Consider the following 13,634-nt stretch of genomic DNA (forward strand, 5'->3'; position numbering starts at 1 on the left):
TGTTTACAGCGCCCGATGCACCGCTTCGCCGAAGAACGGCGTGTGGTGCGCGCAGTCGTTGAGGCGGACGATTTCCAGATGATCCACGTCGGGACCTTCCAGCAGATTGAGCGTGGTCGGCGCCTGGCGGAAGCTCCAGAGTTTGGACAACGGCAGACCGAGAATGCGGCACAGGATCACGCGATTGACCGCATCGTGGGCGACGACCAGCAGCGTGTCTCCGTCGCCCAGACCTTCGGCCGCGCGGGCCAGACCCTGCCAGGAACGGTCCAGCACCTGACGCAGGGATTCGCCGCCGGGCATCAGCACGGTTTCGGGTTCCTCGCGCCAGGCACGCAGGCGGGCGGGATCCTTGTCGTCGATTTCGCTGGCCAGCAGGCCTTCCCATTCGCCGTGTGCGATTTCCTGCAGGTCGGGATCGAGGGTCAGCATCGGCAGGCGCGCTTCGCCCAGCGCCAATTCGGCGGTGCGGCGCGCACGCGACAGCGGCGAGGCCACCGCACGGGTAAGGTTCACGTCTGCGAGGCGGACACCCAGCGCAGCGGCTTGCGATTCGCCGATGGGCGACAGTGGGATATCGATCTGGCCTTGGTAACGGCCTTCGGCGTTCCACGGCGTTTCGCCGTGGCGGGCAAGCAGGATGCGCATGCGGGAGGGGGATCCAGGTGAGGTGAAGCCGGGCGTTGCGGAGACCGAAACGACGACGGGAGCGAATGATACCGCGCCGCGACTAGCCCAAAGCGCCGTGACATCGGAACGCGCCGCAGCGCGCCGACAAGCCCACAGCAGTCAACCCCAGGGGTGCCGCCGCGGGCGGGACGATGCCCGTGCCAGTCAGCGCGCCACGCCCATTTCCTTCAGCAACTGCGGCGCCGGATAGACCTCCTGCATGATCCAGCGCAAGTAGCGGCCATCGACCGAGATCATGCGCGTCATCTTCGGGTCGAACACCCAGTTGGAGCTCACCGACTCCCAGTTGCCGTCGAAAGCCAGGCCCACCAGCTTGCCTTGCGCATCCAGCACCGGAGAACCGGAGTTGCCGCCGGTGATGTCCAGATTGGACAGATAATCCACCGGTACGGTGCCCAGGCGTTTGTCTTCCAGACCGCCGTAGCGCTTGGCCTTGACCGCATCGAGCAAAGCCTGCGGCGCGTCGAACGGTTCTACGCCGGTGGCCTTGGCGGCGACGCCTTCGACGGTGGTGAACGGCGTGTACTCCACTCCGTCCTTGGGCTGGTAGCCGGTGACGTTGCCGAAAGTGATGCGCAGCGACAGGTTGGCGTCGGGATAGACGAACTCGCCCTTGCTCTTGCGGTAGTCGGCCACTGCCTGCAGATAGATCGGCCGCGCCAGCAGGGCCTCGCCGGCGCGCGTCTTGCGCTCCTCCTCCAGCTTGAGCAGCGCGGGCATCACCGCGACGGCGTACTGGATGGCCGGATCGGTGCTGGATTCGAAAGCCTTGCGGTCGGCCTTGAACCACTTCATGCGCTCGTCGGTGCTACCCAACCTGGTCTTGGCCAGGCGATCCAGCGCGCGGGTGAGGTTTTGTTCCTTGCTGCCGGCCAGGAACTTGTCGATCGGGGCCAGTCTCTGCTTGGCCGGCAACTGCGCATACTGACGCAGCCAGTATTGCTGCAGCTGCCGGTCCATTGCGGGCACGTAGCGGCGTTCGAGCTGCTTCTGTGCGCCTTCGATGGAGGGATAGTCGCGCTGCTGGTAACCGGCTTCGCGCTCGGCATCGGGCTTTTCGCGTTCGATGGACAGGCGATACAGCTGGACCGCGGTGCCGAGCATCGCGGTGCTGTTGAGCTGACCGACGACATAATCGCGTTCCCGCGTGGCTTTGGTTTTTTCGCCCAATTCGATCAGCTCGTCGTGCGCCGACAGCGCCGCGCTCCCCTGCCCGCCGCGGCTGCGCAGCCAGGCCAGTACCGCTTCTTCATCGGCATGTTTTTGCCAGGCGGCATCGATACGCTCGAAGCCGGCCAACTGGCCTTCGTAGTTCTTGCTGGTGTTGCTCCAGCCGGCCCTGGTGCTGGCGTACTTCACCTGGATATCGGGATTCTTCTTGCCTGCCGCATCCACCATCTCGATCAGATTCTTGTAGTGCTTGCCGATAGTCGGATACGTCCAGCTGGCTGTGCTGTCGAATTCGCTGGCCAGCGCATAGCGGTTGGTCGATCCGGGGTAGCCGGCCACCATCACGAAGTCGCCCGTACCCAACGGCTTGTCGGCGAATTTGAGCCAGCGCTTGGGCTGGTAGGGCACGTTGTCGACCGAATACGCGGCCGGCTTGCCGTCCTTGCCCACGTAGGCGCGGTAGAAGGCGAAATCGCCGGTGTGGCGCGGCCACATCCAGTTATCGATGTCGCCGCCGTACTTGCCCACTCCGCTCGGCGGCGCATAAGCCAGGCGCACGTCCTTGATTTCCAGGTTGCGGAACAGGCGGTAGGCGTTGCCACCTGAAAAACTGAAGAGACGGCAGCGGAAGCCGGCCTCGGCTTCGCATTCGGCGATGAGCTTTTTCTCGAACGCTTCCAGTGCGCGGGTCCGCGCCAGCGGGTCTCCGCCGGCCGACGCGATGGCGGCCTTGGCGTCGGCGGTGACTTCTTTGATGGAATCCAGGACGAAGATGCGCGCATTAGGGCCCGCGCTGACTTCAGCGCCTGGGACGGTTGCATTGAAGCCCAGCTTGATCAGGTTCTTCTCGGCGGTCGAATTCAACTGGATGGCGCCGTACGCGCAATGGTGGTTGGTGACCACCAGCCCACGCGGGGAGACGAAGCTGGCGGTGCAGCCGCCCAACGCCACCACCGCGCCCATCGGGTCGCCGGTCAGATCGGCCAGCTGTTTGGGACTGAGCTTGAGGCCCGCCTTCTTCAACGGCCCGGAGATCTCGGGAAGCTGTTGCGGCACCCACATGCCTTCTGCGGCCCGGGCCACGCCCGTTTGAATCGCGACGGTGGCGGCGAGCGAAACAGCGAGCAGGTTCCAACGCACAGGCAATTCCTTGCAGATCATGGGCTTTGGATTGTAGCCAGCCCGTCCGCCGCCAGCTCCATGACTTATGGCAGGGAGGGCCAACGGACCGCCACGGGCGGCGGCGTATAATTCGCGCCCTCTCTCAAGGCAGGGCCCGCACCGTCATGGCGCAAACGATGAAAGCACTGGTCAAGCGGGAAGCGGGCAAGGGGATCTGGATGGAACAGGTGCCCGTGCCCCAGCCCGGCCCCAACGAAGTGCTGATCAAGCTGGAGAAGACCGCGATCTGCGGCACCGACCTCCACATCTACCTGTGGGACGACTGGAGCCAACGCACGATCAAGCCGGGGCTGGTGATCGGCCACGAATTCGTCGGCCGCATCGTGGAGATGGGCCCGGGCGTCAGCGGCTATGCGCTGGGCCAGCGCGTTTCCGCCGAAGGGCACATCGTTTGCGGCCATTGCCGCAATTGCCGCGGTGGCCGGCCGCACCTGTGTCCGCACACCGTGGGCATCGGCGTAAACCGCGACGGCGCCTTCGCCGAATACATGGTGATGCCGGCCAGCAACCTGTGGCCGATTCCCGACCAGATCCCCAGCGAACTCGCAGCGTTCTTCGATCCGTACGGCAACGCCGCGCACTGCGCGCTGGAATTCGACGTGGTCGGCGAGGACGTACTGATCACCGGCGCCGGCCCGATCGGCGTGATCGCCGCCGGCATCTGCAAGCACATCGGCGCGCGCAACGTGGTGGTCACCGACGTCAACGATTTCCGCCTGAAGCTCGCCGCCGACATGGGCGCCACCCGCGTGGTCAACGTGGCCCAGCAGTCGCTGAAGGACGTGATGGCCGACTTGCATATGGAAGGCTTCGACGTGGGCTTGGAAATGAGCGGCAATCCCACCGCGTTCAACGACATGCTCGACTGCATGTACCACGGCGGCAAGATCGCGCTGCTCGGCATCCTGCCCAAGGGCGCGGGCGTGGACTGGGACCGCATCATCTTCAAGGGTCTCACCGTGCAAGGCATCTACGGCCGCAGGATGTACGAGACCTGGTACAAGATGACGCAGCTGGTGCTGGGCGGTTTCCCGTTGGGCAAGGTGCTGACCCACCAGATGCCGATCGACGATTTCCAGAAGGGCTTCGACCTGATGGAAGCGGGCAAGGCGGGCAAGGTGGTATTGAGCTGGAATTGATTCGAGCCCTGTCGTGCCGAGCTTGCTCAGCGCCACTTGTGCCTTGTCGACGCAAAAAAATCCGAGCAAACCCGGCATTGCAAATCGTCAAAGAAAAAGGGGCGCCTTGCGGCGCCCCTTTTTTTCAAATGGTTCAAATGGTTTACGGCAACGCGACCGATACGGTCAGCACAACGCCCGGCTTGTAGTTGTCGGTGCCGTTGTCGCGCAGTTCGTCGGCATCCGAACGGAAGGTGTCGTAGTAGCCCAAGGTTGCGGTGGCGGGACCGAAACCCTTCGACACGGAAACCGAACCGTCGAAGTAGTCTGTGACGCCATAATCGACCTTTTCGCCTTCGATGGTTTCGTCGCCGTAATCGACCGAGGTATAGCCGACCGACGCACCGACGCTGAAGCCGGTTTCGCCGATGTCGTAGGAAGCCGCCAGACTGGCATAGCTTTCCTTCGCCTTCGGAGTGTAGTCGCCGTAATCGGGGGCATAAGCCACCAGGCCGGTAACAGTGACCGGGCCACTCCAGGTGACCTTGCCGATGATTTCGTCGTAGTCGCCGCTAAAGCCACCGTCACCCGAATAGGTGTAACGGGTGGCGCCGAGGTCGAGATTCCAGCTGTCGCTGAGATCCTTGTTCCAGCCGACGTAATAGTCCGTCTCAAAGCCGCCGGTACCGCCGAAATCAACGTTGGAACCCCAAACGCCCGCATACAGACCGAACGGCGCGCTATAGGTGACGCCCGCCTGGAAGGCCGGGCCGTTGTCGGTCTGCGACACGCCGCGGAATACGTAGTCGGTGGTGGCGGCCAGCGAGATGGCCCATGGCGACGAAGCTTCCTCTTCGGCTGCGGGCGCTGCGGCTTCCTGGGCAAACGACACAAACGGCGTCGCCAACAATGCGGCCGCGAGAGCAATACTGAGCTTGACTGACTTCATCCGGGTTCTCCTGGTTGGGGGCTTGCAGTCCGAGCCCAGTGTCACGAGCCCGCAATCGCAAATTCACGGTTTTTTAACCGATTCGATATTGCGACGCAACATTAGCTCCGTCAAGTACCTGGCGCATAAAGTTGGGATAAAAATTCCCGACTGGCCCGCCTTACCTGAATCAGCCGGGGAAAACTCCGTATTGGACCGGCGCCAGCCTGACTTCGGTACCGGCGATATGGACCGGCGCCGCAGGCCCTGCGGGCAGCTCCACTTCCACTTCAGCATCGCCGTCATGCAGCCGTGCCCACAATCTCTGGCGGGGTCCGCTGCGTTGGCTGCCCAGCACGGTCGCAGTCCATCCCTCTCCTGCCTGCGTGAGCTGCAAGTGCTCGGGCCTTACGTAAAGCTCCACGGCGCCATTGCCCGAATCGCCGGCCGGCCCGGCCAGATCCAGTCCGGCCACCTGCAAGCGCCCATCGCGCCATTGGCCCGGCAGGCGATTGACCGCGCCGACGAAGGAATACACGAAGGGGCTGGCCGGCTGGTCGTAAGTTTCCGCCGGCGTGCCGAGCTGCTCGATGCGGCCCTGGTTGAGGATCGCAACGCGGTCGGCCAGTTCCAGCGCCTCTTCCTGATCGTGGGTGACGAAGACGGTGGTCAGTCCGGTGCGATCGTGCAGCTCGCGCAACCAGCGGCGCAGATCACGGCGCACTTGCGCATCGAGCGCGCCAAAGGGCTCGTCGAGCAACAGCACGCGCGGCTCGATGGCCAACGCGCGCGCCAGGGCCACGCGCTGGCGTTGGCCGCCGGAGAGTTGCGAGGGATAACGCGATTCCAGCCCTTCCAGCTGTACCAGCGAAAGCAGCTCGCTCACCCGTTCGCGGATGCGCGCCTCCGGCCAACGCGCTTCGCCGCGGCGCACGCGCAAGCCGAAGGCGATGTTCTCGCGGATGTTCATATGCCGGAACAGGGCGTAATGCTGGAACACGAAACCCACCCTGCGCGCCTGCACGCTCAGCTGCGAGGCGTCTTCGCCGGTCAGCAGCACGCGCCCGGCATCGGCGGGCTCCAGGCCCGCGATCGCCCGCAATAATGTGGTCTTGCCGGAACCGGACGGGCCCAGCAGCGCCAGCAGTTCGCCTTCGCGCACGTTGAGGCTGATGTCGTCCAGCGCGGTGAACTCTCCATAGCGCTTGCTCAGGTTTTCGATGCGTATGCTCATGGATGCAGTCTCAGTGGCGGTGGTTGGCGGCTAGCGATTCGCCATGCCGCCATTCCAGGTAAGCCTTCAGGATCAGGGTGACCAGCGCGCTAAGCGCGAGCAAAGAGGCCACCGCGAACGCGGCGCCATAGTTCTGTCCGATGTCGTTGTAGAGGATTTCCACGTGCAACGGCAACGTGTTGGTGCGCCCGCGGATGTGACCGGATACCACCGACACCGCACCGAATTCGCCCATCGCGCGCGCGCTGCACAACAGCACGCCATACAACAACGCCCAGCGGATATTGGGCAGAGTCACCCGCCAGAAAGTCTGCCAGCCACTGGCGCCCAAGCTGAGCGCGGCGAGCTCTTCATCGGTGCCTTGCTGCTCCATTAGCGGCATCAACTCGCGCGCGATGAAGGGAAAAGTCACGAAAGTCGTGGCGAGCACGATGCCTGGCGTGGAAAAGATTATTTTCGGCAATTGCAGGGTGAATTCCCCCAGCCAGGGCAAGGCGAAATGCCAGCCCTCGTTGATCAGCGGCCAGGCCCAGCCCTGCGCACCGAAGATCAGCACGAACACCAGGCCGGCCACCACCGGCGAAACCGCGAAGGGTAGATCTATCAGGCTCACCAGCAAACGCTTGCCGCGGAAATCATGCTTGCTGACCACCCATGCTGCAGCGATGCCGAATACCAGGTTCAGGGGCACCACGATGGCGGTGACGAGCAAGGTCAGCCTGATCGCGGCCAACGCATCGGCTTCGGTGATCGCGGAGACGAACGCTTGCACGCCGCCGCTCAGCGCTTCCACGAATACCAGTACCAGCGGCAACAGCAGGAAGCCGAGCAGGAAAAGCAGGGCGACCGCGATCAACAGCACCTGGACCCAGCGCGGTTCGGTGGTCGAGGCGACGGCGCGCCGCTTGTGGGCACTCTCGCGGGCATGCTCGGTGTACAGCTGCGGATTCTCCGAAGGGAACGCGATGACGGCGGAAATGGCTTCGCTCATCTTAACGCCCCCGCCGCGTCAGCTTCGACTGCAGCGTGTTGATCGCAAACAAGGTCAGGAACGACAGCAGCAGCATCGCCAGCGCGATGGCGGTGGCGCTGGCGTAGTCGTACTCATCCAGGCGGAAAGTGATCAGCAGCGGCGCGATTTCCGTGAATCCAGGCAGGTTGCCGGCGATGAAGATCACCGAGCCGTACTCGCCCACGCCGCGCGCGAACGCCAAACCGAAACCCGCCAGGATCGCCGGCCACAACGCTGGCAGCACCACCCGCATCACCGTTTGCCAGCGGTCTGCGCCAAGCGTGGCCGACGCTTCCTCCAACTCGCGCTCCACTTCGGCCAGCACCGGCTGCACCACGCGCACCACGAAAGGCAGGCCGACGAAGATCAGCGCCACGGTGATTCCCAGTGGCGTGTACGCCACCTTGACGCCTATCGCTTCAAACCAACGCCCGATCCAACCCGACGGGCCGTACAACGAGGTCAGAGCGATGCCCGCCACTGCGGTCGGCAGCGCGAACGGCAGGTCGATCATCGCGTCGAAGATCCGCTTGCCCGGGAATCGGTAGCGCACGAACACCCATGCCACCAGCGTGCCCATCAGCGCGTTGAACGCGGCCGCGGCCAGCGCGGTGCCGAAACTTAGCTTCAGCGCCGACAGCACTCGCGGCTCGGTCCATATATTCCACAATCCCTGCCAGCCCAGGCCACCTGCCTTGATGAAAAGACCGGCCAGCGGAATCAGCACGATCAGGCCCAGCCAGGCCAGCGTATAGCCCAGGCTCAAGCCAAACCCCGGCAAGACGCGCCTGCGCCGGAGGCGCCCGATCGATGCTGATTCCGCCGCCATCAACTATTTTTCCGCTTGTATCTGGTCGAATACGCCGCCCTCGGCGAAATGGGTGGCCTGGGCCTTGGCCCACGAGCCGAATACCTGGTCTATCGTCACCAGTTCCACCTTGGGGAAACGCGCGATGTCGGCCGGGTCCGCATACTGCGGGAAACGTGGACGATAGTAGTGTCTGGCGGCGATCTTCTGTCCCTCGGGCGAATACAGATATTGCAGATAGGCCTGCGCCACTTCGCGGGTGCCGTGCTTGTCCACATTCTTGTCCACCAGGGCCACCGGCGGCTCGGCCAGGATCGAGAGCTTCGGCACCACGATCTCGAACTTGTCGGGACCCAGCTCCTCGACGGACAGGAACGCCTCGTTCTCCCAGGCCAACAGCACATCGCCTATTCCGTTCTGCACGAACGTGGTGGTGGAACCGCGCGCGCCGGTATCCAGCACCGGCACGTTGCGGAACAGTGCACGCACCATGTTGCGGGTCTTCGCCTCGTCTCCCTTGAAGATCTTCAGGCCATAAGCCCACGCGGCGAGATAATTCCAGCGCGCGCCGCCGGAAGTCTTGGGATTGGGCGTGATCACCGAAACGCCGGGACGCAGCAGGTCGGGCCAGTCCTTGATCTTTTTCGGGTTGCCCTTGCGCACCAGGAATACGATGGTGGAAGTGTACGGCGCGCTGTTTTCGGGCAGGCGCTTCTGCCAGTTGGCCGGAAAAAGTTTGGCGCGCTGGGCGATGGTATCCACATCGTAGGCCAGCGCCAGCGTCACCACGTCCGCTTCCAGGCCATCGATCACCGCACGCGCCTGTTTGCCGGAACCGCCATGCGAAGTTTCGATCTGCACCTTCTGCCCTTTCTTCTGCAGCCAGTCCTTGGCGAAGGCGGCATTGAAATCGCGATAGAGCTCGCGCGTGGGATCGTAGGAAACATTGAGCAGTTCCACGTCTTTCGCGACCGCGCCGGCCGCCACGGTCAGGCCGAAGGCGAGCAACAGGGTCCGGAGAGGCAGTGGAAGGGAGGAGATTTTCATGGGGAGGCTCCGGTTTTCTCAGAAGGCTACTTGCAGGCGTGTGAACACGGCTTTTTCATCTTCGCGATCGGCGCCGCTCGCCGCTCCGCCCTCCAGGCTGGTATGCAAGTAATTCAACACCAGCTTGAGATTGCTGTTGAGGTACCAGTTCAGGCCCACAGTCCAGGAGGCGGCTTCGCTTGCCGATACCGCGGGATCGGCGAACAACGGGAACGCGTCGTCGTCCACTTCCAGCACACCATAACGGCCGACCACTTCGAACGCACCCCATCCGCCCGTGCCGGGGCTGAACGGGTGCGACGGCTTGACCACGCCACGGTAGCTGGCGTCCTCGCCGGTCAACACGTAACTGGCGGTCGCCTGCCAGGCCTTGTTCGATAGTTCTTCGCGCACGCCGCCGATGCTGACTTCCTGCTTGGACACGATGTACTCGGCAAGCAATCCGAAGGCATTGCGATAGTAGTAACCCTGCGGCGAAATGCGGCTCTGCTGTCCATCGGCCAGCGCGGCGGCACGGTAATTGAAGAACTGCACTTGCCCTGGCGTGCGGTAACGCGGCAGGAAATTGTTGCCGCTGCCTCGCTTGTCGCCGACGCTGGCGCCGATGCCGAATCCCAGGCCGGACAGCGCGTTGGCGTCGTTCTTGAACGGTTCGAAGAACACGCGCCCGGCATATTCAAACTCATTGTCGGGATTGGTGGTGACCGCGTCGCGGCCGTCGACGGTGCCGTTGAATACGCCGATCGCGTAGCCGAAACGGCCTTCGGCCACGTCGCCCTGCAGCTGCACGCCGATATCGCGATTGGGCGCCAGTTCGCTAGGCAGCGCGCGTTCCACCTCGGACAGCGCCGACGAAGACTGCAGACGCTCCAGCCCCACCGGCGAAGTGAACTTGCCCGCGCGCACCGTGTAAGCCGGATTGAAGCGAAGATCCACGTAGGCATCAACGATGGTGGCGCTGTCGCCAGCGAACTCCGGCGTGAAGCGGAAGCCCACCAGCTTGCCCAGGGAGCCTTCGATGATCGGTCGCGCGGTACGCAACAGGAAGGTGTCGTTGTTGCCCGCCGGCGCCCCATCCAGGAAGAAGCGGCCGTCGCCTTGCAGCAGCCCGCGGATCTTGATTTCGTAGTCGCCATTGGCCGACTTGAAGGAAGCGCCCTTGTCGTTGACCGCGATCACCGGCGCTTCCTTGGCTTTGGCCACCTGCTCTTCCTGCTGCAGTTCCAGCTTGCGCTCCAGGATGCGCAGGCGCTGGTCCAGGTCGGCGAGGCCGGACTCGGCCGGGGTTTCTCCGGATTCGCTGGCCGCGCTACCGCCGACGCGGCGTTCCAGCGCCTCCAGGCGCTGCTGCAACTGCTCGACCGTCAGTTTTTCCTGCGCCAGCAACGGGGCGGACAGCGAACAGGCCAGAACGCCCAGCAAGACAGCACCCTGCCCTTTGCCCTTGGTCCGTTCCGATCGCGTTCGCATTGCCTGGCTCCCCTCGGTTGACCCATCCGGGCCGGAACGCAGATGCTGCGCATGCACAATGTCCGGGGGAAATGAATAGAGGGCTGCCGCTTATATCCGATTGGCATGAACAAGCAGCAAAACGTGTCCAGGCGGGCAATTGTTAAACTGCCCGCCTTTCCCGACCGCCGAGCGCCATGACCTCTTCTGCCCGCACCGAGCCTGCCCTCACTGGGCCTGCCCTCACTGAGCATTACGCTGCCGAACTGGAATCCATCCGTGCCCAGGGCCTGTTCAAGGCCGAGCGCATCATCACCAGCCCGCAGTCCGCCGAAATCGAACTGGCCGACGGCCGCAAGGTGCTGAATTTCTGCGCCAACAACTACCTGGGCCTGGCCGACCACCCGGACATCATCCAGGCCGCCAAGGACGCGCTGGACACGCACGGCTTCGGCATGGCCAGCGTGCGCTTCATCTGCGGCACCCAGGACCTGCACAAGCAGTTGGAGGCCAAGATCGCGGAATTCTTCGGCACCGAGGACACTATCCTCTACGCCGCCTGCTTCGACGCCAACGGCGGCCTGTTCGAGCCGCTGCTGGGCGAAGAGGACGCGGTCATTTCCGACGCGCTGAACCACGCCTCGATCATCGATGGCGTGCGCTTGTGCAAAGCCAAGCGCTTCCGCTACGCCAACTGCGACATGGCGGACCTGGAAGCGCAGCTGCAGGCGGCCGATGCGGCGGGCTGCAAGACCAAGCTGATCACCACCGACGGCGTGTTCTCCATGGATGGCTTCATCGCACCATTGGACCAGATCACCGCGCTGGCCAAGAAGTACAACGCGCTGGTGCATATCGACGAATGCCATGCCACTGGTTTCCTCGGCGCCACCGGCCGCGGCTCGGCGGAAGTCAAAGGCGTACTGGACCGCATCGACATCATCACCGGCACCCTGGGCAAGGCCATGGGCGGCGCGCTGGGCGGATTCACTACCGCAAAGAAGGAAGTGATCGAACTGTTGCGCCAGCGCTCGCGCCCTTATCTTTTTTCCAATTCGCTGCCGCCGCATGTGGTCGCGGCCGGCATCAAGGCCTTCGACATGCTTTCGTCGGCAGGCGATCTGCGCGAAAAGCTGGCGGAGAACACGCGCTATTTCCGCGAGAAAATGACTGCCATCGGTTTCGACATCCGTCCCGGCGTGCATCCGATCAGCCCGGTGATGTTGTACGACGCGCCGCTGGCGCAGCGCTTCGCCGAGCGGCTGCTGGAAGAAGGCATTTATGCGATCGGTTTCTTCTTCCCGGTAGTGGCCAAAGGCCAGGCCCGCATCCGCACGCAAATGAGCGCCGCGCATTCGCGCGAGCACCTGGATCGCGCGATCGATGCATTCACCAGAATCGGTCGCGAACTGGGCGTCATCAAAGCCTGATTAAGTTTGCAGGATTGACGTAGGAGCGACGTGAGTCGCGATGGAGCTCTATGGTTAAAGCTCCATCGCGACTCACATCGCTCCTACGACGATGATGACGGTATCGGCGACAGCGCTGCCGCTTCTTCCGGCGACAGGCTGCGCCACTGTCCTTTCGGCAATTCTCCCAACACCAGGCCGCCGATCGCGACGCGGATCAGGCGCAGCACGCCGATATCGAACGCCGCCAGCAGCCGGCGTATCTGCCGATTTCGCCCTTCGTCCAACACGATCTCCAGCCACGCATTCTTCTCGCCGTGGCGCAGCATCGTCACGGAGCTCGCGCCGAGCGGCGCGCCATCGACCACTACGCCGGTCGACAAGCCCGTCAGCAAAGCTGCATCGGGAATACAATCGACCTGTACGTGGTAGGTCTTAAGCGGTCCGGTTTCCGGATCGGTAATGGATGCGGCCCACTCGGGATCGTTGCTGAAGAGCAGTAGCCCTTCACTGGCCTTGTCCAGGCGACCGACGGGCGCGATCCAGCCCAGGCCGGCGCCGTCGAAGCATCGGTAAACCGTATCGCGGCCCTGCTCGTCCTTGGCCGTGGTCACCAGCCCGCGCGGTTTATTGAGCGCCAGATAGTGGCGCAGGCTTTGGCCGATTTCGTTGCCATCCACCGCGATGCGATGCAGGCCGCGGACCACCGGAAATTCGACGTTCTTCACGACCCGCCCATCCACCGATACCCGCCCCGCGGATATCCAGGCGGCGGCCTCGGTACGTGAGCAGACTCCCAGCTTGGATAACGTGCGCGCTAGCCCGTGTCTTGCGGCAGGCGCTGACCTGAAGGTGTTCGCGGAGGCCACAGGCTACGGATTGCGCGCCGCGCCTAACGCGACGGAGCGCCCGATTACTTCTTTACCGGCTCGGCAGCCGGGGCCGCAACCGGTACAGGCGCTGCCGCGGGCGGCACGCCCTTGACCACGCGCACGCCGCGCGACTTCATCCAGGCATCGAACTCATCGGCGGTCATGCGCTTGCCGTTCTGGGTCATATCGAAACGCCAAGGCGTGTTGTCGAACGCCGTCTTCGGCTTGTAGGCGGCCGGATCATTGGGGTCGGTGACGCTCTGAACGGGCATTGCCATCGCCACGTTCTGGCAGGCCTGGACCCGCAACCGGAGCAACACGCGGTCGACCGACTGCGCTTCATCGTACGCATGCGCCAGGACGCCGCTGGGCGCACCCAGAGGCGTGGTGTTGGTGGCCAGTTCGGGCGCGACCGGCGCCAGCAACGTCTGCGTCGAGGAAAGCGGTGGCGATACGCCGCCGCTCGCGCAATTGGGCAGCGCGTTGGCGCCCGGAATCGCGGCGAAGGCAAACAGGCTGGAGACGACGAAACGGCGCATTGGAAAACCCGGGCGGTAGGTGTACCAGAGTGTAGGAAGCGCAGCAGCCAATATCAAGGAAAGTCTCGCCGCACGCGCAGGCAGCGGCAACGCAACGGATATGCGCGCAACCATCGCGGATAACCCATGCGATACAACACAAGCCGCACGCAAAAAAGAAGCCCGGCACTAGGCCG

General features: G+C 63.7%; 12 protein-coding genes. 2 read left to right on the forward strand and 10 right to left on the reverse strand.

Annotation, left to right across the window (positions count from 1 at the left end):
• Positions 1–3: 3 nt before the first annotated feature.
• Both J2W94_RS14250 and J2W94_RS14255 read right to left on the reverse strand, forming a co-directional pair.
• Positions 4–648, reverse strand: coding sequence for a histidine phosphatase family protein (locus tag J2W94_RS14250; RefSeq protein ID WP_310094715.1), 645 nt, complete (start codon positions 646–648; stop codon positions 4–6).
• Between the two features lie 186 nt (positions 649–834).
• On the reverse strand, positions 835–3,000 hold the full coding sequence (locus J2W94_RS14255) for a S46 family peptidase (protein WP_310094717.1): 2,166 nt from the start codon (positions 2,998–3,000) through the stop codon (positions 835–837).
• A gap of 146 nt (positions 3,001–3,146) precedes the next feature.
• Here J2W94_RS14255 and tdh point away from each other — a divergent pair, with 146 nt between their 5' ends.
• Entirely contained in the window at positions 3,147–4,181 is a 1,035-nt protein-coding gene (gene tdh / locus J2W94_RS14260) for an L-threonine 3-dehydrogenase (protein WP_310094719.1), read from the forward strand.
• A gap of 142 nt (positions 4,182–4,323) precedes the next feature.
• Here the strand turns inward: tdh and J2W94_RS14265 are convergent, their stop codons facing one another.
• From J2W94_RS14265 to J2W94_RS18210, 6 genes are all read right to left on the reverse strand, one after another.
• Positions 4,324–5,109: a TorF family putative porin gene (locus J2W94_RS14265; protein ID WP_310094721.1), complete on the reverse strand. Its 786-nt coding sequence runs from the start codon at positions 5,107–5,109 to the stop codon at positions 4,324–4,326.
• A 169-nt stretch (positions 5,110–5,278) separates the two neighbouring features.
• Positions 5,279–6,322, reverse strand: coding sequence for a sulfate/molybdate ABC transporter ATP-binding protein (locus J2W94_RS14270; protein WP_310094723.1), 1,044 nt, complete (start codon positions 6,320–6,322; stop codon positions 5,279–5,281).
• Positions 6,323–6,332: 10 nt separating this feature from the next.
• A complete protein-coding gene (cysW, locus tag J2W94_RS14275) occupies positions 6,333–7,262 on the reverse strand; it encodes a sulfate ABC transporter permease subunit CysW (RefSeq protein ID WP_310094899.1) in 930 nt (309 codons plus the stop codon).
• Positions 7,263–7,314: 52 nt separating this feature from the next.
• Complete coding sequence (gene cysT / locus J2W94_RS14280) at positions 7,315–8,163, reverse strand: sulfate ABC transporter permease subunit CysT (RefSeq protein WP_310094726.1); 849 nt, start codon at positions 8,161–8,163, stop codon at positions 7,315–7,317.
• A 3-nt stretch (positions 8,164–8,166) separates the two neighbouring features.
• Positions 8,167–9,183: a sulfate ABC transporter substrate-binding protein gene (locus J2W94_RS18205; RefSeq protein WP_430540624.1), complete on the reverse strand. Its 1,017-nt coding sequence runs from the start codon at positions 9,181–9,183 to the stop codon at positions 8,167–8,169.
• Between the two features lie 24 nt (positions 9,184–9,207).
• Positions 9,208–10,659 (reverse strand): OprO/OprP family phosphate-selective porin, encoded by a 1,452-nt coding sequence (locus tag J2W94_RS18210; protein ID WP_430540612.1) that lies wholly within the window; start codon positions 10,657–10,659, stop codon positions 9,208–9,210.
• Positions 10,660–10,835: 176 nt separating this feature from the next.
• Here J2W94_RS18210 and kbl point away from each other — a divergent pair, with 176 nt between their 5' ends.
• Positions 10,836–12,068: a glycine C-acetyltransferase gene (kbl, locus tag J2W94_RS14290; protein WP_310094728.1), complete on the forward strand. Its 1,233-nt coding sequence runs from the start codon at positions 10,836–10,838 to the stop codon at positions 12,066–12,068.
• A gap of 83 nt (positions 12,069–12,151) precedes the next feature.
• On the opposite strand, the gene J2W94_RS14295 is transcribed toward kbl, so the two are convergent.
• Positions 12,152–12,916 carry a pseudouridine synthase gene (locus J2W94_RS14295; RefSeq protein ID WP_310094730.1) on the reverse strand — a complete coding sequence of 255 codons (765 nt, stop codon included), beginning with the start codon at positions 12,914–12,916 and terminating at the stop codon, positions 12,152–12,154.
• A gap of 44 nt (positions 12,917–12,960) precedes the next feature.
• The gene (locus J2W94_RS14300) at positions 12,961–13,458 is read right to left on the reverse strand and encodes a hypothetical protein (RefSeq protein WP_310094732.1); all 498 of its coding nucleotides are present in this window, start codon (positions 13,456–13,458) and stop codon (positions 12,961–12,963) included.
• Between the last annotated feature and the right edge of the window lie 176 nt (positions 13,459–13,634).

Source organism: Pseudoxanthomonas sacheonensis (assembly GCF_031455975.1).
GTDB classification, from domain to species: domain Bacteria; phylum Pseudomonadota; class Gammaproteobacteria; order Xanthomonadales; family Xanthomonadaceae; genus Pseudoxanthomonas_A; species Pseudoxanthomonas_A sacheonensis_A.